Raw genomic sequence first — 21,526 nt, 5'->3', positions numbered from 1 at the left:
GGCGCCACGTTTCCCGCGAGACACCAACAAACGGGGCGATCTGCGCCCAGCGGGAGTGGCCAACCAGCGGCAGCGTATCGGCGTGTTTATGCATTGCGCACCTCCCCGGCGCCGAGAGCTTCGCGCCCGTAGACGTACTCCACCCACGTACCACGACCATCACCGTGCCCGAGCCAAGTCGACACGCCTGCAGCAGCTTCCCGCCGCGAGACACCGGCCGCTTTCATACGCTGCAGGTGCTCGACCGTGTACGCGTACCGAAGGCTGTGTGGCGCGTTCTCGCCAGTCATTCCGGCCTGGCGCACCACGTAGTGATAACGGTTCATCGCAGCCGCCAGATCGGACTTGCGCACCAGCTTGCCCCCATACCGCTGGGTGAGTTCGATCGCGCGGAGCACAAGCGCGACGGCGCGCTGGCGATCTAGCGGCGGGCTGCGTCGCGACTTGCCGCCCTTGGTACCGTGGATCACGCTCACGAAGCCGTCAGCCACCGGATTCACCAGCGCGCGCTGCCAGTCCGCGAGCGACTTTACCGAACGCACGCCCTCCTCGGCGCGCAGGCCGAATTCCGCCTGCAGCTCCAGCACCATCGAGACACCGGGATCGAGCGCAGCGACGATCGCGAGGTACGCCTCGAAAGCCTCGCGTGTCATCGGCCGCTTGGTTCCGGCGCGGCTCGCTCCGCCAGCACCCAACGCGGCGTTGCTCATCTTGTCCGCGAACGGCCGGCGCTTGATGCCTTCCAGCGCAGTCCGGATGTGCGCCATGTTGTTCGCGATCGTGCGCTTACTGAGCCCGTGCGCGAGCATATCTGCCGCCCACGCCTCGACGTGCTTCTCCTTGAGCTGGCTCGCGGTGTGGACCTGAAACCCCTCCTCCCAGGTGAAGATAGCGAAGCGCGCGAGCGATTGCTCACGCCCCTTGCGGGTGTGGTGTGCCTGTTTCCCACGCGCCGAGCGCGCAGCGCGGCACAGGTCGGCCGTGAGTGATTTGTGAGACATGCGTGTACCCCGTCAATCCAGCGTTGAGGCTCGACCCCAGGTTGTCTCCCTCGATGGGCCACGGGATGCCTGCGCGCGACGCGCAAGGAAGACAACGAACGGAGGCACGAGCCAGTGCCGGTGAGTTCGGGAGCGTGCTGCGCCAGCAAGCCGACGCAGCCTGCACGACGTCGCCATAGGCGAGAGTCGCAGCAGGTGAACGCTTCCCCCGTTCGTTCCGTGAATTTGGCTGAGCGATCGATCAGGGGGCGCCAATGCCCTGACCGCGCGAATTGATAGGTGCCGGGCAAGCCGGCACGAAATTGCAGACACCGCGGCCCTGCGCGCCGCCGTTCGTCACGAGGACGAAAACGACAGACGCAGCAAGGCCCGGCGTAGGCGCTGGGGAGCGCACGTCACGGATTGATGTGCCGCAGGAGCGGCGAACGGGGGATTACACAGCGCGCCTTTCGCAGGAAGCAAAAAGGCGAACAGGACGCCTCGTCTATCGACGAAGCAGTTGCATCGTCCACCATAAAGCGATGGACGGATTTTGGGTGTCGGGCCCAACTTGAAAATTTATGGCGATGGAGCGAACCACCGCGCCCGCAAAGCGAGCTTCCACTTCATGGCTGCAGATATCGCAGCTGATTTCGGTCGATGCCTCATACCGAGGCGGGGTTTTGCAGTGACAGATTATTCCGACGAATGCGACCTATGCAAGCAATTTCGTTGCTGACGGAGGTGCGCACGGCCTCCGAACCGTTGCACCGCAGAAATTCGAGCACGCGGCCGCGTTGAGCCGCAGCGTCGTTGCTATACTGCGGCTTGAAGATCTCTTTGGCCGCGCTCGCTCGAGTCGCGGCTTTTTGTTTTTGGGCCATGGCGAGCCCCTTACGCGGCAAGCGGCTGCGCTTGGTAGCCTGCCGGATCTTTCATCCAGCGATGCACTTCCTCGTTGCTGTAGACGGTGCAGCGCTCGGTCCAGCGCTGAGGCTGTGGGGCACGACCTTCTTTCACCAGCTTGCGCCACGTTTCACGACTGACTGGAATGAACTGCTGAAGCTGGTTCCAGCGGGAGAAGCCGACTGCGGGAAGCGTCGCGGGGGCGTTGTTGGTTTCGGCATTCGCACTCATGCTTTGGCGCTCCTAGGCGTTGTTTGCGTGCTTGCAGGATGCCGGCGGTGTTTTCGGCCATGAAGTGAGGGAATCCGATTTTCCCTATAGGACCGATGCCGGATAAGGGTTAGCGGCGTGTCGCAGAGAAGCGAATCAGCTTGGAGACATCTATTGGCGGCGCGCTGCGGTTACCGAACTTGATCGACGCGAGGTATTCCGCGCACTTCTCCGCGTCAGCCAAAAGCCGGCTAAACGTTTCGGTATTGCGCATGTTCGGTGAGGCGCCTAGGTCCCCGACGAGAAGTGAGAGCGCCATCCAGAAGTGCAGGACTGGCTCGAATTCGCGCCGCAATTCCTCAAAATATTTTCGGTCCACCCGATCGGAATGTACGTCTGGATAGACCTCGGTCAACGTTTTCTTTGTCTTCGCGTAGACGTCGGCCTTTATCTCCGCTGCGGCCCGGTAGGCCTTTGCCAATGACGGTTTCGAGTGCGGGGAGGCCTGATACATGTGCACGAACGGGAACGCAGCGGCAACGCCGGCGCGCCGCGCGTGTACCGCGCGCGTGATGATGTCCGTCCGAGAGAGGTTGGGGGAGGTGATTGTCAGGTATTCGTCAGCCGACAGCGTAATGGCTGTATCTCTCGCGGCAGCATCATCGCACCGGAGATAAATTTCGTGCGCCGCCCGTGCAGCGGGATCATTGGGGAACCCCATAAGCGCTTCGAGCGCACTCGGCGTAATCGGTGGCCCGCTTGTCATCCTAATAGTGGTCCTCGTTTGCTGGTTGCCGCACTTCGAACCTGCGCATTTGCCAGCCACGGATCTGAACGAGCGCGCGAGCCCACTGCCCCGGCGTGAGAACACGCCACCCAACCTCAGGGCGCGGCCACATGCGCCGTACGCGAAAGCTTTCGATATCGTCCCAGTTCGGGTTGATAGGATTGGCCGTCGGCGCCGCAGTATAGAGGGCGACATACGCGGGGACGTTCGCAAGTCGTGCGAGCTGCTGCATAACGCCGGCTGGCTTCTCTTGCCCGATGTCGCGTGCAACCTCGATGAGCGCTAGCGGAACCTTTCCCGCGTGGTCGTACTCCGCGAAGAGGACGGAATCGAGGTCGACCATTGTCAACGACTCGGCTTGGGCTGCATGCAGATACCGGCGAATCGAGGGTGCGCGATGCCAGGTGCCGTAGGCACGATCGCGACTTTCGTACAGTTCGAGCCTCATAGTCGGCTCCTCAATAAGAGCGGCACAATTGCGCGCCGTAGCAAAGAGTTATTGTTGGCAGGCGCCGGCGGATGCTTCTGCGAGCGCCAAAGTGATTTTTATGCCACGCCCGTCCAGAGCCTCATCGAACACACCAGTGGGACAGCCACCCAATACCCGCGCCGCCGCATCCACTTTCCCGCCGATTAAGGGCAGCATTTCATGCACCATCTCGCATGCCGCCCAATCTGTCCCGTTGTCGAGCGATTTTTCGACAAGAGTCCACAAGGTATGCAGGCTGCTCACAGCATCATTCAGGCTTTGCATAGCAACGGGGACAAGCTCGGTAGAATTGCACTTAGCCATGGTACGGACCTCCTATATAGGTCGTGTTGTGGTCAGGCGGTCACGGTGTTGGTAGCACCTTGGCCGCCGCTTCAATCGCGCCTTTCAGCGCAATTCGCTCTCTGGCACGAAGCCGAGCGCTGCCAGTTCCGGCTCTTTCCGGCAGCCAACAACCGGGTGAATCGTCGAAATGCTCGACGCTTCGAAAGTCGCAACCGAGCTCGGGCTGTACATCGCCACTCGAACGCGCGAATCAGTGCGCTCGACCAGCTTGCGGATCTTGGTCGAGCCGTCGCGCATCACGAGGACGACTTCATCGCCCGGCGCTGCGTCGTCAGTTTCTTCGTAAAGGACGTACTCGCCGGCGAGGAACCGCGGGAACATTTCCTGTGACGTGACCCGAAGAGCCACCAGGGCTGGCGGGGGCTGGATAGAATGCTCGGTAGCCATTGCTTAACCTCACTACAGGTTTTGCGTGGTCAGGTGGCGGATTGTGTTGGCGCACTCTCCGTCACCGCTCTCGCCCAGTAGCCGCCGGGCCCGGTCGTGCAATCTACGCGGCCGTCTGGCCGAAGTTCCCGATTACCACCTTCCGGCCGCCTTCAATCTGCGCTTCGACGAAATCAGCCCACAGCTGCAGGATCTTCCTGCGCTCGTCGGCGTACTCCGCCCGGTTGTACACACCTTTGATGCCCTTGATCGTGTGCGCAAGGGCCTTCTCGATGGCGTCCGACGATTGCCCCATCTCGTGCAGGTGGGTGCTGGCGGTGCGCCGGAAGTCGTGCAGGACGAAATGCTGGACGTCGAGACTGAGCGAGCGCACGGCTTGGTTCAGCGTGCTCTTGGCGATTGGCTGGTCGCCGCGGCCGCGCGTTGTCGGAAAAACATGATCGTGGTTGCCGCTGAGCTCGTGGAGCTCTCTCAGCATGGCGACAGCCTGCGCGGACAGGTAGACCCAATGCTCCTTGTCCTTCTTCATGCGGTCGGCGGGAATGCGCCAGACGCCCGCGTCGAGATCGAACTCGCCCCAAGTCGCTTCGGTCAGTTCGCTCTTGCGAACCATCGTGAGCACCAGCAGGTGAATGGCAAGCTTTAGCGGCCGACGAATATCGGACGCGTACACCGCGCGCAGCAGTGTCGCGATCTCGTCGGGTGACAGGACACGTGTGCGGCTTTCCTGCGTGGCGATGAAGCGCGCGACAACCGCCTGCGCGGGATTGGTGAGCGCGAGCTGGCGGGCGATCGCGTATTCGTAGAGACGCTTGATGACGTTGCGCGTGGAGAGCGCCATTTTCGGGGCGCCGCGGGCCTTGATCTTGTCGCAGACGGCGAGGACGTCGCCGGGCGTGACATCGGCCAGAGGTTTGTTGCCGATCGCCGGGTAGACGTCCTTCTCGAGCGCGCGCTTGATCGTCCGCTGGTACTCCGGCGACATGGGGACCACCTGGCTTGTGTACCAATCTTCGGCGAACTCCTTGAGCGTGTCGAAGCGTTTCACCGCGCCGCGGTCTTTCTTGGCGTCCGCGATGGGAGAAACGCCCTTTGCGACGATCTCTGTGTACCTGCGAGCCTTGTCTCGGGCCTCCAGCAGACTCACCGCCGGGTAGTCGCCAATGGTGACCATCGGCTGGCGCTCGGCGTGCAGTGTGTACCGGAAGCGCCAGACCTTGGAGCCAGACGTCATTACCTCAAGCACGAGGCCGTTGCCATCCGAGACGCGGTAGCGCGCCGCCTTCGGCTTCAGGGCCTTGATGCGGGTGTCGGTCAGCGGAACGACGGTTTTCGGCATGTTGGTACACAGCAGGTAGGTACACGGCGCACCTGTGTACCTAAATGTGTACCATAGATGCCTAGATGTCAATAGACATAGTAAGGCAACGCTAGGTGAAGAAACCTAGAAGTGGTGGGGGTTTGAGCAGCCTGGTTAGACGACCTTGGGCAACCTTGGGTGACGGCTTATTTTCCAATACAAAACCGGCTAAAAATCACCCCCAGCAAGTCATCGGAAGTGAACTCGCCGGTAATCGAATTGAGCGCCTCCTGCGCAAGCCTCAGCTCCTCGGCAAAGAGATCGAGCGACTGCGCGTTCTGCTCCGCATGCGCGGCCGCTTGCGCAAGATGCTCGCGCGCCCCGCGCAGCGCGATCAGGTGACGTTCGCGTGCGAGATACACGCTTTGCGCGTCGGCCTGCCAGCCCGCAATGCGCAGCAGTTCGGCGCGCAGCAGCGCAATGCCGTCTCCCTGCTTCGCCGATAGCCGCACTTCGCGCAGTTCCCCGCCGTCAGGCAGCGCGAGCGTGGCAACCGCCGGCGCCACGCCCGTCAGATCGGTCTTGTTCCGCACACGCACCACCGGCACGCCGGCCGGAAAGCGCGCTGCAATCGTCTCGTCTTCCGCAGTCATGTCCACGCGTGCGTCCAGCAGGTGCAGCACCACGTCGGCGCGCCCGATCTCGCCCCACGTCCGCTCGATACCGATCTTCTCGACTTCGTCTTCCGTGTCGCGCAGGCCCGCCGTGTCGATCACGTGCAGCGGAATGCCTTCGATCTGGATCGTCTGGGAAATCTTGTCGCGGGTCGTGCCGGCCACCGGCGTCACGATGGCGAGTTCCGCGCCCGCAAGCGCATTCAGCAGCGACGACTTGCCAACATTCGGCTGCCCCGCGAGCACCACCGCGAGACCCTCTCGCAAGAGCGCGCCTTGACGCGCTTCCGCGAGCACGTGATCGAGCTGCGCGCGGATGCTGGCGAGCTTGCCGCGCGCGTCGGCGGCTTCGAGAAAGTCGATTTCCTCCTCGGGGAAGTCGAGCGTCGCCTCCACGAGCATGCGCAGCGTCACCACGTCGTCGACGAGCGCGTGGATGTCGCGCGAAAACGCGCCCTCGAGCGAGCGGCCCGCCGAGCGCACGGCGGCTTCCGTACTGGCTTCGATCAGGTCGGCGACGGCTTCGGCCTGCGCGAGGTCGAGCTTGTCGTTGAGGAATGCGCGGCGCGTGAACTCGCCGGGCTCGGCAAGCCGCAGGCCGAATGCGCGTCCTGCCTCGATGCAGCGTTGCAGCACGAGCTGCAGCACGATCGGACCGCCATGGCCCTGCAGTTCGACGACGTGCTCGCCGGTGTAAGAGTGCGGCGCCGGGAAGTAGAGGGCGATGCCTCGGTCCAGCGCCTCGCCGTTGCCGTCAAGGAAGGGCACGTAGCTCGCGTGGCGGGGTGCGAGCGTCTGGCCGGTCAAGGCCTGCATCAGCGCTTCGGCGGCCGCCGCGCCGGCGCGGCCGGCCGACACGCGCACGACGCCAATTCCGCCGCGTCCGGGCGCTGTGGCAATGGCGACGATGGGATCGGAATCGGTGGCAAGCATGGCGGACTGGAACGGTGAGAAGCAACGCGCCGACGGCCGGCGCAAAGTGCGTGGCATTGTATCGCGCGACGGCACGGGCTTTTCAGGCATGGGGCTGCCAGGACGAATCCCCTTTATCTCTAATTAGATAAGATTGATCTTATTTTCTTCCGTCAGATTCTTGGGCGCAATGAGGGGGAAATCCGTCAGATAAAGGGTTAATTGCATGCGTCTGCCGTAACAGGCGGTTTCATACGCACTCACTGGTCAAGCCATTTATATCTTAAATACGCTAAATATGACGTGAATGGTTGTCTTCTTCTTCGAAAGTCGATTGCACAATCCCGGTCATGCCGACCCCCGAAGAAAAAGCCGCCTTTTCAGAACGTCTGAGGTTCGCGATGAAGCGCGCACCCGAGAAGCTGCGTGGCAGCACCGACCTGGCCTTGCACTTCAACCTGCGTCATCGCGGCGAGCATCCCGTCTCTCCGCAGACCGCGCACAAGTGGCTGAGCGGCCGCACCATTCCCACCGACGACAAGCTTCGCACCTTGGCCGAGTGGTTCAAGATCGATGTCCATTGGCTGCATTATGGTCCCTCGCCGGGCGGGTCGGCGCCGGTGCCCAAGCCGATCCGCCGCGATGAGCAGTACCCGCTTTCGCCGGAGTCGATCGAACTCGCGTCGAAGATCGAGGCGCTGAGTCCTCATCACCGTTATCTGGTTCAGGAACTGATCGCCGAGTTCTACGGCGACGCCGAACGGCGCTGACGCGCGTCAATACCCGATTGCCGCACCAACAAAAAAGCCGCCCGGCTCAAGCCGGGCGGCTTCGTCTTTCACGGCTGCTGCGCAAGCTCGCACGGCCGGCGTTACCGCCGTCCGCGCATGCTGCCTCAACTGGTCTTGGCCTGGCTCCGGCCCTTGCCCATCATGCGCGTGATGTAGTACTGCTGCGCAATCGAGAGCACGTTGTTGACGACGTAGTACAGCACGAGGCCAGCCGGGAAGAAGAAGAACATGGCCGAGAACGCGAGCGGCATGAACATCATCATCTTGGCCTGGACGGGGTCCGGCGGCGTCGGGTTCAGGCGTGTCTGCACGAACATCGAGACGGCCATCAGCACCGGCAGGATGAAGAACGGATCCTGTTGCGAGAGGTCGTGGATCCAGAGAATCCACGGCGCGCCGCGCATTTCCACTGAGGAGAGCAGCACCCAGTACAGCGAGATGAACACCGGAATCTGGATCACCACCGGCAGGCAGCCGCCGAACGGGTTCACCTTCTCGGTCTTGTAGAGCTCCATGAGCGCCGCGTTCATCTTCTGCGGGTCGCTCTTGAAGCGCTCGCGCAGCGCCTGCATGCGCGGCGTGATTTCCTTCATGCGCGCCATCGACTTGTAGCTGGCCGCCGAAAGCGGGAAGAACACCGCCTTGATGAGCAGCGTGAGCAGCACGATCGCCCAGCCCCAGTTGCCCACGAAGCTGTGGATTTTTTCGAGCAGCCAGAAGAGCGGCTTGGCGATGATCGTGACCCAGCCGTAGTCCTTCACGAGTTCGAGACCCGGCGCGACGCCTTCGAGCATGCGCTCTTCTTCCGGACCGGCGAAGAGGCGCGCCTGCACGTTGTCGGTCGCGCCCGGCGCGATCGTGCCGAGCGGCTGCTTGACACCGACGCGGTAGAGGTCGTTGTCGAACTTCTCGACGTAGATGTCGCGCTTCGCGCCCTGTTGCGGAATCCACGCGGTCGCGAAGTAGTGCTGCACCATCGCGACCCAGCCATTGTCGGCCTGGCTTACGTAGTCAGCCTTGTTCTTGTCGATGTCGCCAAAGGTGATCTTCTGGAAGTGGTGCTCGTTCGAGTACACCGCCGGCCCGATGAAGGTGTGCGAGAAGCGCGGCGTTTCCACCGGCTGGCTGTCGCGCACGAGCTCCATGTAGAGCGTGGGCGAGACCGGCGTGCTGCCGACGTTCTGCACCTTCGTATCCACGCCGATCACGTAGCTGCCCTTCGTGAACGTGTAGGTCTTCGTGACCTTCACGCCGCCCTTGTCAGGCGAGTCGAGGCTGATCTGGAGCGAGCTGGCGTCGCCCGTCAGGTCGCGGGGGCCGGCCGCTGGCGTGAACACGTCGGTGTGGTTCGGGAAGTCGCCGCCCAGGAGCCCCGTGCGCGCGAGGTACGTGTGGTCCTTCGTGTGGTCGAAGAGCGTCACGTACTGGTCGGGCTTGTTGCCGTCGCTTTCCTGCACGAGCGAGAGCTTCACGAGCGTGCCGCCGCGCGTGTCGATCTCGCCGTCGTAGACATCGGTGTGGAAGTGCACGAGCTGCGCGGCGGCTTCGGCCGGCTGGGACGTGCCCGCCGGCGCCTGGCCCGCGGCGGCGGCCGGCAGGTCGGAAGCGGCGCCCGAAGCGCCCGTGGTACCGGCCTCAGGCGTCGCGCTGGCGGCGCCCTGGGTTTGCGTCGCGCTCGGGAAGAACATCGACGGGCGTCCATGGTCGCGTTGCCAGTTGTCGTACAGCATGACCGCTGACACGAAGAAGATGACCCATAGGACGGTGCGTTTGATATCCATGCGTGGTCTCAGTGTCGATGGAATGGCGCATCAGCGCTTGTTCGGGGTAACGGGCGGAACCGGATCGAAGCCGCCCGCGCTAAACGGGTGGCAGCGGCACAGCCGCCGCGCGGCGAGGTAAGTCCCGCGCGCGGCGCCATGATACTGGATTGCCTCGCGTGCGTAATCCGAACAGGAAGGATAAAAACGGCATCGGCTGCCGAGCAGGGGACTCACGGCCAGCTTGTAGAAACGCAGTAGTGCGATCAGTACCGTTTGCATGGCGTGGCGGCCGGACTGCGCCGCTCCGAAGGACGAACGTCTTGCCGCGCGCGCGGGCGCGGCGGATGACCGGGCTCGCGTGCGCCACTCATGATGCGGCCGGCGTGCCGGGAAGCGGCGGCATGCCGGCGTTCTCCGCCGGCGCCGTTGCTGCCTGCGCGGCTTGCGGCGCCTCTGCCTGCGGCACGGCGCCGCGGCGTGCGACTTCGCGCGCCGCCTTGCCGAGCAGCATCTCGATCTCGTCGCGGCACAGCGCCTTGAGCGGCGACGACGACGCGCCCGGCAACGCCTTGCGATCGAACTTCGTATGCAGGCGCAGCAACAGGTCGAAGCCTTCGAACTGCGCGCGCCGCACCCGGAACGCCTCGCGTGCGATGCGGCGCACGAGGTTGCGCGTGACCGCGCGCGGCGCGTACTTCTTGCCGATCACGAGTCCGAGCCGCGCCGCGCCGCTTGTCGGCCGGCCGTACACGACGAAGTGTGCCGAGCGGCGCCACGGGCGCAAACGAAAAACGGATGAGAACTCATCCGTTTTCAGTAGCCTTGCGGCTTTCGGGAAAGCGGCCGGCACCGGCGACGAAAGGAGAAACTTATCGTCTGCCATGTCCGCCATGCCTGCTTTCGCTGCGAGCGCGCGCGGCGCTGCGGGTGGGTTCGCCGACGGCGAGCCTGCGCAACTTAGACGGCGAGACGCTTGCGACCCTTCGCACGGCGTGCGTTGATCACTTTGCGGCCACCGGCGGTCTTCATGCGCACGCGGAAACCGTGGGTACGCTTGCGACGGGTAACGGAGGGTTGGAAAGTACGTTTCATGTTGCTCTCACTTGTTGAGTTTGACCGCGGCGAGCATCGCGGAAAAAGGCAATGGCCGGTGGTACTAGGGATTGGTTTTCGCGGAACCCGCTATTTAAGCCTGATTTTTGTTAGCCGTCAATAGGTTAGGGCATCGGGGCGGACGCACGCCGCTCTGCGGAGCACCGCTCCTTGCGATGATCCGTCCCTGTGGATAACTTCCTGGTCAGGCAGTTTCGGCGTTAGAATCTCGCCTATCCCAAGAATCCTGCATGCCTCTCCGGCCCGCCTGCCAGCCGCAAAACCCTTGCCGCGCGGGCGTCCGGAGCATTTGTCGTCGGCCCTCAGGGCCTCGCCGCGCCAGTTTCTGGTGCAGCAAGAGCGGCGCGGCGGCAACGCGTGCAGACAAAACGAACACAGCAACTCGATGAACGAATTCTGGCAACACTGTTCCGCACTACTGGAGCGCGAGCTGACGCCCCAGCAGTACGTGACGTGGATTAAACCGTTGGCCCCGGTTGCCTTCGACGCTGCTGCGAACACGCTGCAGATCGCCGCTCCCAACCGTTTCAAGCTCGACTGGGTCAAGAGCCAGTTTTCGGGACGGATCTCCGATCTGGCCCGCGATTTCTGGCAGGCTCCGGTCGACGTCCAGTTCGTCCTCGATCCGAAGGCCGGCATGCGCGCGCCGGCCGCCGCCGTGCCGCGGGCGCCCCTCACAGGCGCGCCAGGCGCTGCCGAACCCGTAGCCGCCGTTACACCGGGCGCGAATCTGTCCGCGGGCTTTGCCGCTAGCCTTTCGGCCCATGCAGGCATGGCGCAGCAACAGGCAGCCACCGCCGCACCGTCGGCCCAAACCGTCCACGCCGCTGCGGCAGACGCCAGCGACGCCGACCTCGACCTTCCGAGCCTCGACGCCAACGAAGCCGCCGCCGGCCGCCGCACGTGGCGCCCGGGCCAGGGCGCGGCCGCCGCCGCATCGAGCAACGAGGCCGATCCGACCTACGAGCGCTCGAAGCTGAACCCGGTGCTCACGTTCGACAACTTCGTCACCGGCAAGGCGAACCAGCTCGCCCGCGCGGCCGCGATCCAGGTGGCCGACAACCCCGGCATCTCGTACAACCCGCTGTTCCTCTACGGTGGCGTGGGCCTCGGCAAGACCCACCTGATCCATGCGATCGGCAACCAGCTCCTGCTCGACAAGCCGGGCGCGCGCATCCGCTACATCCACGCGGAGCAATACGTTTCGGACGTGGTGAAGGCCTACCAGCGCAAGGCGTTCGACGACTTCAAGCGCTACTACCACTCGCTCGACCTGCTGCTGATCGACGATATCCAGTTCTTCTCGGGCAAGTCGCGCACGCAGGAAGAGTTCTTCTACGCGTTCGAGGCCCTCGTCGCCAACAAGGCGCAGGTCATCATCACGAGCGACACGTACCCGAAGGAAATCTCGGGCATCGACGACCGCCTGATCTCGCGCTTCGACTCGGGCCTGACGGTGGCGATCGAGCCGCCCGAACTGGAAATGCGCGTCGCGATCCTGATGCGCAAGGCGCAGTCCGAATTCGTCAGCCTGAACGAAGACGTGGCGTTCTTCGTCGCCAAGCATCTGCGCTCGAATGTGCGCGAGCTGGAAGGCGCGCTGCGCAAGATCCTCGCGTACTCGAAATTCCATGGCCGCGAGATTTCGATCGAGCTGACCAAGGAAGCGCTCAAGGATCTGCTGACGGTGCAGAACCGCCAGATTTCGGTCGAGAACATCCAGAAGACCGTCGCCGACTTCTACAGCATCAAGGTCGCCGACATGTATTCGAAGAAGCGTCCCGCGAACATCGCGCGGCCGCGCCAGATTGCGATGTACCTCGCGAAGGAACTCACGCAGAAGAGCCTGCCGGAAATCGGCGAGCTGTTCGGCGGGCGTGACCACACCACGGTGCTGCACGCGGTGCGCAAGATCGCGGACGAGCGCGGCAAGGACGCCCAGCTCAACCACGAACTGCACGTGCTCGAGCAGACGCTCAAGGGCTAAGGGGCGAACGGGCCACCTGTTGCGGCCCGGACCCCGGTCCCGGCCTGCGCGGCGGCCTCGGCGGCCCCGCCTGTTTTTTTCGCGGATCAGCCCCAATTTAGGGAAGTGGACCGTTTTCAGGCACAATATGGGTTTAACCGTCCGGCGTTCCCGGGCGGATTTCACGACGCGGCCAGTGCCATGGGCGGCTGCCCGGAATGACGCAACGGGGTACGCAACAGCGGGTGCCGAAGCGGTTTCGGGACGGGGTGCGCAGGCCGTCACATCAACGAAGGAACTCTATGCAACTGGTCAAGACCGAACGCGATAACCTCCTCAGGCCGCTGCAAACGGTGAGTGGCATTGTCGAACGCCGTCACACGTTGCCGATCCTCGCCAATCTGCTGATCACCAAGAACGGTTCCGACGTCTCGTTCCTCTCGACGGATCTCGAGCTGCAGATCACCACGCACGCCGACTTCGGCGTGGGCAACGACCAGGTGGCCACGACCGTCGCCGCGCGCAAGCTGCTCGACATCCTGCGGGCGATGCCCGACGGCCAGGTCACGCTCTCGCTGGCCGACAAGCGCCTCACCGTGCAGTCGGGCAAGAGCCGCTTTGCACTTCAGACCCTGGCCGCGGACGAGTTCCCCACGGTCGCCCAGGCCAAGGACTTCGGCGCGAACCTCGCGGTTCCGCAGAAGACCTTCCGGCAACTGCTCGGCATGGTGTACTTCGCCATGGCCCAGCAGGACATCCGCTACTACCTGAACGGCATGCTGCTCGTCGTGGACGGCGACCAGCTCATGGCCGTCGCCACCGACGGCCACCGCCTCGCGTTCTCGTCGATGAAGATCGAAGGCTCGTTCCCGCGCCAGGAAGTCATCATCCCGCGCAAGACGATTCTCGAACTCCAGCGTCTGCTGGAAGACATCGACGACGTGCTGAAGATCGACATCGGCTCGACCCAGGTGAAATTCACCTTCGGCCAGGTCGAGCTCGTCTCGAAGCTCGTGGAAGGCAAGTTCCCCGACTTCCAGCGTGTGATCCCGAAGGCGCACAAGAACACGTTCCTGATCGGCCGCGAAGAGCTGCAGCGCTCGCTGCAACGCGCCGCGATTCTCACGTCCGACAAGTTCAAGGGCGTGCGCTGCATCATCGAGCCGGGCCAGCTCAAGATCATGTCGACGAACGCGGATCAGGAAGAGGCCCAGGAAGAACTGGAAATCGCCTACCAGGGCGACACCATCGACATCGGGTTCAACGTCACGTACCTGCTCGACGTACTCGCGAACCTGAAGATCGACATGCTGGAAGTGAGCCTGGGCGACGCCAGTTCCAGCGCGCTCATCACGATTCCCGAGAACGAGGAATTCAAGTACGTGGTGATGCCGATGCGCATTTAAAAAGCGCGACAGAAGAAGAACTCCAGGGGGCGCAGCGCCCCTTTGGCGTTTTTATGGCTTTTCGAAAAGCACCGAGCAGTAACGCTGGCAGTACAGCAGAACCGGAAAAAATCCATGACTGATACGAACAACTCGCAACCCGACAACAGCTACGGCGCCTCGTCGATCCAGATCCTCGAAGGTCTGGAGGCGGTGCGCAAGCGGCCCGGGATGTATATCGGCGACACATCGGACGGCACCGGTCTGCATCACCTCGTCTTCGAGGTGCTCGACAACTCCATCGACGAAGCGCTCGCGGGCTATTGCGACGACATCCACGTGATCATTCACGCGGACAACTCGATCTCCGTCACCGACAACGGCCGCGGCATTCCCACGGACGTGAAGATGGACGACAAGCACGATCCGAAGCGCAGCGCCGCCGAAATCGTGATGACCGAGCTGCACGCGGGCGGCAAGTTCGACCAGAACAGCTACAAGGTCTCGGGCGGCCTGCACGGCGTGGGCGTGTCGTGCGTAAACGCGCTCTCGTCCTGGCTGCGCCTCACGGTGCGCCGCGACGGCAAGAAGCGCTTCATGGAATTCCACCGCGGCGTGCCGCAGAACCGCGTGCTCGAAGCGCGGAACGACGTGCAGGTCTCGCCGATGCAACTGCTGGGCGACACCGAGCAGCGCGGCACCGAAGTGCACTTCATGGCTGACGAAACGATTTTCGGCAGCGTGGAGTACCACTACGACATTCTCGCGAAGCGCATTCGCGAGCTCTCCTTCCTGAACAACGGCGTGCGTATTCGCCTCACCGACCAGCGCACCGGCAAGGAAGACGATTTCGCGTTCGGCGGCGGCGTGAAAGGCTTTGTCGAGTACATCAACAAGCAAAAGAGCGTGCTGCACCCCACGATCTTCTACGTGCAGGCCGAGAAGGACAACGTGGGCGTGGAAGTGGCGATGCAGTGGAACGACAGCTACAACGAAAGCGTGCTCTGCTTCACGAACAACATCCCGCAGCGCGACGGCGGCACGCACTTGACCGGCCTTCGCGCGGCGATGACGCGCGTGATCAACAAGTACATCGCCGACAACGAGATCGCCAGGAAGGCCAAGGTCGAAACCTCGGGCGACGACATGCGCGAAGGGCTTTCGTGCGTGCTCTCCGTGAAGGTGCCGGAGCCCAAGTTCAGCTCGCAGACGAAGGACAAGCTGGTTTCTTCGGAAGTGCGCGCGCCGGTGGAAGAGCTCGTCGCGAAGGCGCTCGAAGAGTTCCTGCTGGAAACGCCGAGCGACGCGAAGATCATCTGCGGCAAGATCGTCGACGCCGCGCGGGCGCGCGACGCCGCGCGCAAGGCGCGCGAGATGACGCGCCGCAAGGGCGTGCTGGACGGCGTGGGCCTGCCCGGCAAGCTGGCGGACTGCCAGGAGAAGGATCCGGCGAAATCGGAAATCTACATCGTCGAGGGCGACTCGGCAGGCGGCTCGGCCAAGCAGGGCCGCGACCGCAAGTTCCAGGCAATCCTGCCGCTGCGCGGCAAGGTGCTCAACGTCGAAAAGGCGCGTTACGACAAGCTGCTTTCCTCGGAGCAGATCGTTACGCTGATTACTGCGCTCGGCTGCGGCATCGGCAAGGACGACTACAACCTCGAAAAGCTGCGCTATCACCGCATCATCATCATGACCGACGCGGACGTGGACGGCGCGCACATCCGCACGCTGCTGCTCACGTTCTTCTACCGGCAGATGCCGGAGATGATCGAGCGCGGCTACGTGTACATCGCGCAGCCGCCGCTCTACAAGCTCAAGGCGGGCAAGGACGAGCGCTATCTGAAGGACGACGCCGACCTCAACGCGCACATGCTGCGGCTCGCGCTACAGGGCTCGGAACTCGTGCCGAACGAAGGCGCGACGCCGATCGCCGGCGACGCGTTGGGCGAGTTGGCGCGCTCGTATCAGCTTGCGCGCGGCGTGGTGGACCGGTTGAGCCGTCTGTATGACGAGCGCGCGCTTGAAGCGATCATGGACGGCGTCTCGATCGATCTCTCGAACGAAGCTTCGACCGAGGCCTCGGCCCGCGCGATGGAAGCGCAACTGCGCGACGATCCTTTGAAGCCCGAGGTGACGGTGGTGCCGCAGTACGACCCGGTGCGCGAACTGCGTTCGCTGCGCGTGGAGCGGCGCCATCATGGCAACGTAAAGGTCTCGGTGATCGACGAGGAGTTCCAGCTCACGGCCGATTATCAGCAACTGGTGAACACGGCGAATACGTTCAAGGGGCTGATTGGCGAGGGTGCCGTTATCAAGCGTGGCGAGCGCAGCATGGCTGTGAGCGACTTCAAGAGCGCGATGAAGTGGCTGATTTCGGATGCCGAACGGAATGTATCCAAGCAGCGTTATAAAGGCTTGGGCGAGATGAATCCCGGGCAACTTTGGGAAACGACCATGGATCCGGCCGTGCGGCGTTTGCTGCGTGTGCAGATCGAGGATGCGATTGCGGCCGATGGGATCTTTACGACGCTGATGGGGGATGAGGTGGAGCCTCGTCGGGCGTTTATTGAGAGCAATGCGCTGCGGGCGGGGAATATTGATGTTTGAGGTGTCGGGTTTGTAGATAGGCCGCATAACCTCCGAAAAACGGGCCCATAAGTTTTTCAACTTATGGGCCCGTTTTAATTTCCCCACCCACTCACCCCGCCTCCACCAGCTCAAGAATCGACCCCTCCCGCTTCAACGTCGACAGCACAATACTCGAATTGATCGACAACACCCCGCTCGCCCGATGCAGCTTGTTGATCACAAAATCGGAGTAGTGATCCAGATCCCGCGCCCGCACAACAAGCACATAATTCGACGCGCCGGTAATGATTTGCGCCGAGACCACCTCCGGCCACTCCTGAATCGCCTCAACGAACCGGTCGTGCCACTCCGGCACATCGGGCCGCATCGACACATGCACGAGCGCTTCGAACGCCACGCCCACGTTCTTTGCTGAAATCGCGCAGCGGTAGCCCTCGATCACGCCGCGCTCCTCCAGCAGCTTCACGCGCCGCAGGCACGCGGAAGGCGATAGCGCGACGGCGTTCGCCAGATCCTGGTTGCTGATGCGTCCGTCCTGTTCGAGTTGCCGCAGGATCCGCATATCGGTCCGGTCGAGGTTCATGTCGAAGATTCCTTATGTCAGCATCGAAATATTCGCAAACTCTACCGTGAATAGCGGATTCTGTGCGCGAAATACGAAGCTCATTCTATTTCATCCTCGATAAGATGCGATCCAAACGATGGCCGAGCGAGCCCGCGCCGGCGAAAGCGGCGCGACATTCGCCCTGTGGGCAGCACCGCCCGGCCGTCCCCCTCTTTCCCATCGCGAGACAGTCATGTACGACCACATTCCCGCCTATCCGGGCGATCCTATCCTGTCGCTGTTCCAGGACTTCCAGCGCGACGCGCATCAGCACAAGGTGAACCTCAGCATCGGCCTCTATTACGACGACGCAGGCCGCATTCCGGTGCTCGACAGCACGCGCATGGCGGCTGAGCGCCTGCGCGAAGCCCGCGCGCCGCATACGTATCTGCCGATGGAAGGGCTCGCCGCGTACCGGCAGGGCGTGCAGCGCCTCGTGTTCGGCGCGGACTGCGCGGCACTTGCCGAAGCGCGCATCGCGACGCTGCAAACGCTCGGCGGATCGGGCGCGATCCGGCTCGGCGCGGAGTTCATCAAGCGTTATTTCCCGGACAGCGCGGTGTGGATCAGCGATCCGACCTGGGACAACCATCGCGTGATCTTCAGCGCGGCCGGCCTCGACGTGCACACGTATCCGTACTACGACGCGCAGTCGAACGGCGTGCGCGTGGACGCGATGCTCGCCACGTTCGAAGCGCTGCCCGCGCGCAGCGTCGTGCTGTTGCAACCGTGCTGCCACAACCCCACCGGTATCGATCTGAGCCGCGACACGTGGCGCGACGTGATCGACGTGTTCACGCGGCGCGGGCTAATTCCGTTCCTCGACATGGCCTACCAGGGTTTCGGCGACGGCCTCGAGGACGACGCGTGGGCTATCCGCGCCATGACCGACGCCGGGTTGCCGATGATCGTCAGCAATTCGTTCTCGAAGAACTTCTCGCTGTACGGCGAGCGTGTCGGCGGGCTGTCGATCGTCTGCGCGAACGAGCGCGAAGCGGTGACCGTGCTGAGCCAGCTTCAGGCCGGCGTGCGCCGCATGTATTCGAGCCCGGCCCTGTTCGGCGCGCAACTCGTCGCGACCGTGCTTGGCGACGACACGTTGTGCGCGAAGTGGGAGAACGAGGTCGCAGGCGTGCGCGAGCGGATCAAGCGGATGCGCGGTGCGCTGAAAACGCGGCTCGACGCGCAACTGCCGGGCGGCGGATTCGACGCGCTCGTTACGCAGCGCGGGATGTTCAGCTACACCGGCATCGGCGCGGCCGACGTCGACCGGCTGCGGACCACGCATGGCGTGTATCTGTTGCGCTCGGGCCGGATGTGCATCGCGGGGCTGAACGATGCGAACGTCGATCACGTTGCCGCGTCGATCGCGACGGTGCTGGGTAATACGCGTCATTGAGCGGCACCGGAATTCAACCTCAACCGAAACTAAACCAGGCGAAACGGAAAACCACGATGGCCGAACTCATTCCCGTCGATCTGCCCAGGCTCGACCAGCCGTTCTCGTGGGCCACGCATGCTGCGGGCCTGATGTTCACCGGGCACGGCCCGGTCGACGCGTCCGGTGCGATCGTTGGGGACACGATGACCGGGCAGGCGCGTCTCACGCTGTCGAATCTCGCCAAAGCGGTCGCGGCGGGCGGCGCGACGATGGATAACGTCGCGCAGGTGCTCGTCTATCTATCCGACGTGAAGGACATGGCAGAATTTGACGCCGAATACCGGCGCCATTTCCGCGAGCCCTATCCGAACCGCACCTGCGTCGGCGTGCAGGGCTTCGCGCACCCGGCGATGCGCGTCGAGCTGGTTGCGTATGTTGCGGTGCCGACGTTGCCACGCACGTAGCGCGCAAATCATATCCACAACAACAATCCGGAGGAGCACACGGTGCAAACAGAAGGACAATTCCAGCAGATCGCGGCACGCGAGCAAGGACTGCGCCGCACGCTGTCCGCGCGGCAGATGACGATGATCGCAATCGGCGGCGCCATCGGCACGGGGCTCTTTCTCGGCTCCGGGTTCGCCATCGGCTTCGCGGGACCGAGCGTGCTCGTGAGCTACGCGATCGGCGCGTTCATCTCGCTGCTGCTGATGGGCTGTCTCGCCGAAATGACGGTCGCGCATCCCACGTCCGGCTCGTTCGGCGCGTATGCCGAGCATTACGTGAGCCCGTGGGCGGGTTTTCTGGTCCGCTACGCGTACTGGGCGTGCATCGTGCTGGCGGTCGGCACGGAGGTCACCGCGATCGCGCTCTACATGAAGTACTGGTTCCCGGCGGTGCCGGGCTGGCTCTGGATCGTCGGCTTCTCGTCGCTGCTCGTGCTCGTCAACGCGCGCAGCGTCGATGTGTTCGGCTCGGTCGAGTACGGCTTCTCGGTCGTGAAGATCGCCGCGATCATCGCCTTCATCGCGCTCGGCGCGTACGTGGTGTTCGTGAACCCGGAACTGGTCGGCAGCGAGGCGAATGGCGGCGCGGCAGGGTTCCACCATTACACCTCGCACGGCGGCTTCTTTCCGAAGGGCATGTGGGGAATGTGGGTCGCCGTGATCGTGTCGATCTTCAGCTATCTGAGCATCGAGATGATCGCCGTCGCGGCCGGCGAGGCCGAGGATCCGCAGCGTGCCGTCACGCGTGCGTTCCGCTCGACGGTCGTGCGGCTCGTGTTGTTCTATCTCGTCACGCTCGCGCTGATGCTCGCGATCGTGCCGTGGACCGAAGCGGGCCGTGACGAGAGCCCGTTCGTGAAGGTGATGGAGGCGATCCATCTGCCGGCCGCGGCGGGAGTGATCAACTTCGTTATCCTGATTGCTGCGCTCTCCGCGATGAACAGCCAGCTCTACATCACGACGCGGATGATGTTCAGCCTGTCGCGCGCGGGCCACGCGCCGCGCGTGCTCGGCGAAGTGAACGTGCGCGGGATTCCGCTCGGCGCGCTGTTATTGTCGACGCTCGGCATTGCGCTGGCGACCGTGCTGAGCGTGTTGTATCCGGATGCGTCGTTCACGATCATGATGGCGGTGTCGATGTTCGGCGCGCTGTTCACGTGGATGATGATCTTCGTGACGCACTACTTCTTCCGGCGCCGCTGGACCGCGAGCGGCCAGCCGCCGCCCGCGTTCCGGATGCGTGGCTTCCCGGTGCTGACGCTGCTCGGCGCGGCGCTGATGCTGGCCGTGATGGTGACGACGTTCTTCACGCCCGAGTTTCATATGACGCTGATCTTCGGCGTGCCGTTCCTGATCGCGCTGAGCGTGGTGTACGGCGTCTGGTATCGGCGGCCGCAGCCGATGCTGCAGCAACATGTGAAGTAGGCTGTGTCGGCGGGCATCGTGGCTGCGATGCCCGTTTCTTCAGGACGCGGAGACGATACGCCCCCAAACTATCCACACCCTCATGCGGATAACCCCCGGAAAACCCGGCTGAATGTCCGTGAACGGAATGGGGACAAGTCACGCCGCTTTGCACGGCGCCAAAAGTTGTCAGCGGCAGCCGCACGTTGTTCACGCACGCCGCGCGCAGTTATAAAACAGCCAAGCTATTGAGTGCCCAACGGTTTTCCCCGCTTATCCACAGGAAACCCGCGATCTTGTTAACTATTACTACGTTTATATACAAGTAAACAAGAAAACCCTTAAAGACCCTGCTGAAGCGAGCGCACCGAAGCCCGTTCCGGCAGCACTGCGCCAACCTTGACGTTTAAGCCAGCGGCAAATAAAGCTCCGTGCGCAACGCCTCGGGCGCGACCTCTTCGGGCGTATTCAAATACACCTCGAACGAAGCCGCATTGAAATCACCCTCGTGGCCCGATTTCGGCAGCCAGTCGGCATAGAACCACATCCAGGCGTCTTTCAAACCTTCATACGGTCCCTCATGCAGCAGCACCGCGTGCTTGCCGCCGCGCAACTGCAGGGACTCCACCGGCGAAGCGGGTGTGACCTTCGATGCGTCGGGGAGGTGTATGGCCGCCTTCGAGCGCAGCTTCGACGCCTCGACCCGATCCGGGTCGTCATAGAAAATGCCGACCAGCTTCGCGCCCGCCGTAGGCACGCCGCGCTGGCCCAGCCACTGCGCCAGCGTGAAAAAGGCATCGCCGATTTTCGGATAGGGGCCGACGTGTCCTACCGCGAGCAGGTCCATCGGTTCGAGGGTAACAATCTTGACGTCGCTCTGTTGCATGGTGGCGCCTCCGTGAAGGTAGGCGGCACTGGCCGCCGGGTCAGAGATTCAAGATAGCACTGTCGTGTGCGAGGCGTCCGCTGGCGTGACGCTGCGTTTTTTTGGCGCTATCGTGGAAGCCGGCGGCAACACGTCCGCCGGCACAGG

General features: G+C 63.3%; 22 protein-coding genes. 7 read left to right on the top strand and 15 right to left on the bottom strand.

The genetic code is table 11. From position 1 onward, the window contains the following. Positions 1-86 precede the first annotated feature (86 nt). The 9 genes from V8683_RS01350 to mnmE form a co-directional block, all read right to left on the bottom strand. Entirely contained in the window at positions 87-1,001 is a 915-nt protein-coding gene (locus V8683_RS01350) for an integrase domain-containing protein (RefSeq protein ID WP_411187878.1), read from the bottom strand. Positions 1,002-1,645: 644 nt separating this feature from the next. Continuing rightward, the gene (locus V8683_RS01345; RefSeq protein ID WP_411187876.1) at positions 1,646-1,864 is read right to left on the bottom strand and encodes a hypothetical protein; all 219 of its coding nucleotides are present in this window, start codon (positions 1,862-1,864) and stop codon (positions 1,646-1,648) included. A 10-nt stretch (positions 1,865-1,874) separates the two neighbouring features. Then, positions 1,875-2,117: a helix-turn-helix transcriptional regulator gene (locus V8683_RS01340; RefSeq protein WP_411187874.1), complete on the bottom strand. Its 243-nt coding sequence runs from the start codon at positions 2,115-2,117 to the stop codon at positions 1,875-1,877. 109 nt (positions 2,118-2,226) lie between these two features. Further along, entirely contained in the window at positions 2,227-2,817 is a 591-nt protein-coding gene (locus V8683_RS01335) for a hypothetical protein (protein WP_411187873.1), read from the bottom strand. A 46-nt stretch (positions 2,818-2,863) separates the two neighbouring features. Further along, entirely contained in the window at positions 2,864-3,331 is a 468-nt protein-coding gene (locus tag V8683_RS01330; protein WP_411187871.1) for a hypothetical protein, read from the bottom strand. A 48-nt stretch (positions 3,332-3,379) separates the two neighbouring features. Next, positions 3,380-3,676: a hypothetical protein gene (locus tag V8683_RS01325; RefSeq protein WP_411187869.1), complete on the bottom strand. Its 297-nt coding sequence runs from the start codon at positions 3,674-3,676 to the stop codon at positions 3,380-3,382. An 84-nt stretch (positions 3,677-3,760) separates the two neighbouring features. Continuing rightward, positions 3,761-4,105 (bottom strand): S24 family peptidase, encoded by a 345-nt coding sequence (locus tag V8683_RS01320; RefSeq protein WP_411187867.1) that lies wholly within the window; start codon positions 4,103-4,105, stop codon positions 3,761-3,763. A gap of 103 nt (positions 4,106-4,208) precedes the next feature. Then, positions 4,209-5,444 carry a tyrosine-type recombinase/integrase gene (locus V8683_RS01315; protein ID WP_411187865.1) on the bottom strand — a complete coding sequence of 412 codons (1,236 nt, stop codon included), beginning with the start codon at positions 5,442-5,444 and terminating at the stop codon, positions 4,209-4,211. 167 nt (positions 5,445-5,611) lie between these two features. Then, positions 5,612-7,012, bottom strand: coding sequence for a tRNA uridine-5-carboxymethylaminomethyl(34) synthesis GTPase MnmE (gene mnmE / locus V8683_RS01310; protein WP_411187863.1), 1,401 nt, complete (start codon positions 7,010-7,012; stop codon positions 5,612-5,614). 329 nt (positions 7,013-7,341) lie between these two features. Here mnmE and V8683_RS01305 point away from each other — a divergent pair, with 329 nt between their 5' ends. Next, positions 7,342-7,761: a transcriptional regulator gene (locus V8683_RS01305; RefSeq protein WP_411187861.1), complete on the top strand. Its 420-nt coding sequence runs from the start codon at positions 7,342-7,344 to the stop codon at positions 7,759-7,761. 125 nt (positions 7,762-7,886) lie between these two features. On the opposite strand, the gene yidC is transcribed toward V8683_RS01305, so the two are convergent. The 4 genes from yidC to rpmH form a co-directional block, all read right to left on the bottom strand. Beyond that, positions 7,887-9,563, bottom strand: a complete 1,677-nt coding sequence (yidC, locus tag V8683_RS01300) for a membrane protein insertase YidC (RefSeq protein ID WP_411187859.1) — start codon at positions 9,561-9,563, stop codon at positions 7,887-7,889. Between the two features lie 30 nt (positions 9,564-9,593). Next, positions 9,594-9,824, bottom strand: a complete 231-nt coding sequence (gene yidD, locus V8683_RS01295) for a membrane protein insertion efficiency factor YidD (protein ID WP_027793133.1) — start codon at positions 9,822-9,824, stop codon at positions 9,594-9,596. Positions 9,825-9,912: 88 nt separating this feature from the next. Next, positions 9,913-10,428 carry a ribonuclease P protein component gene (gene rnpA, locus V8683_RS01290; RefSeq protein WP_411187857.1) on the bottom strand — a complete coding sequence of 172 codons (516 nt, stop codon included), beginning with the start codon at positions 10,426-10,428 and terminating at the stop codon, positions 9,913-9,915. A 74-nt stretch (positions 10,429-10,502) separates the two neighbouring features. Next, entirely contained in the window at positions 10,503-10,637 is a 135-nt protein-coding gene (gene rpmH / locus V8683_RS01285; RefSeq protein ID WP_026120950.1) for a 50S ribosomal protein L34, read from the bottom strand. Positions 10,638-11,043: 406 nt separating this feature from the next. Between rpmH and dnaA the strand changes: the two genes are divergently transcribed. The 3 genes from dnaA (at position 11,044) to gyrB (ending at position 16,616) form a co-directional block, all read left to right on the top strand. After that, complete coding sequence (gene dnaA, locus V8683_RS01280) at positions 11,044-12,645, top strand: chromosomal replication initiator protein DnaA (RefSeq protein WP_411187855.1); 1,602 nt, start codon at positions 11,044-11,046, stop codon at positions 12,643-12,645. Between the two features lie 281 nt (positions 12,646-12,926). Further along, a complete protein-coding gene (gene dnaN, locus V8683_RS01275; protein ID WP_411187853.1) occupies positions 12,927-14,030 on the top strand; it encodes a DNA polymerase III subunit beta in 1,104 nt (367 codons plus the stop codon). A gap of 114 nt (positions 14,031-14,144) precedes the next feature. Continuing rightward, positions 14,145-16,616, top strand: coding sequence for a DNA topoisomerase (ATP-hydrolyzing) subunit B (gyrB, locus tag V8683_RS01270; protein WP_411187851.1), 2,472 nt, complete (start codon positions 14,145-14,147; stop codon positions 16,614-16,616). A 91-nt stretch (positions 16,617-16,707) separates the two neighbouring features. On the opposite strand, the gene V8683_RS01265 is transcribed toward gyrB, so the two are convergent. Then, positions 16,708-17,181 carry an Lrp/AsnC family transcriptional regulator gene (locus V8683_RS01265; RefSeq protein ID WP_411187849.1) on the bottom strand — a complete coding sequence of 158 codons (474 nt, stop codon included), beginning with the start codon at positions 17,179-17,181 and terminating at the stop codon, positions 16,708-16,710. A gap of 214 nt (positions 17,182-17,395) precedes the next feature. On the opposite strand from V8683_RS01265, the gene V8683_RS01260 reads away from it, so the two are divergent. The 3 genes from V8683_RS01260 to V8683_RS01250 are packed head-to-tail and all read left to right on the top strand — an operon-like array spanning position 17,396 to position 20,514. Beyond that, a complete protein-coding gene (locus V8683_RS01260; RefSeq protein ID WP_411187847.1) occupies positions 17,396-18,601 on the top strand; it encodes an amino acid aminotransferase in 1,206 nt (401 codons plus the stop codon). Positions 18,602-18,657: 56 nt separating this feature from the next. Beyond that, complete coding sequence (locus tag V8683_RS01255; protein ID WP_411187845.1) at positions 18,658-19,047, top strand: RidA family protein; 390 nt, start codon at positions 18,658-18,660, stop codon at positions 19,045-19,047. Between the two features lie 42 nt (positions 19,048-19,089). Beyond that, a complete protein-coding gene (locus tag V8683_RS01250) occupies positions 19,090-20,514 on the top strand; it encodes an amino acid permease (protein WP_411187843.1) in 1,425 nt (474 codons plus the stop codon). Positions 20,515-20,899: 385 nt separating this feature from the next. On the opposite strand, the gene V8683_RS01245 is transcribed toward V8683_RS01250, so the two are convergent. Next, complete coding sequence (locus tag V8683_RS01245; RefSeq protein WP_411187841.1) at positions 20,900-21,379, bottom strand: AraC family transcriptional regulator; 480 nt, start codon at positions 21,377-21,379, stop codon at positions 20,900-20,902. Positions 21,380-21,526 lie beyond the last annotated feature (147 nt).

It is taken from the genome of Paraburkholderia sp. AV2 (assembly GCF_054968425.1).
Note: the sequence above shows the minus strand (reverse complement) of the source record. Positions and strands in the feature narration are given on the sequence as shown.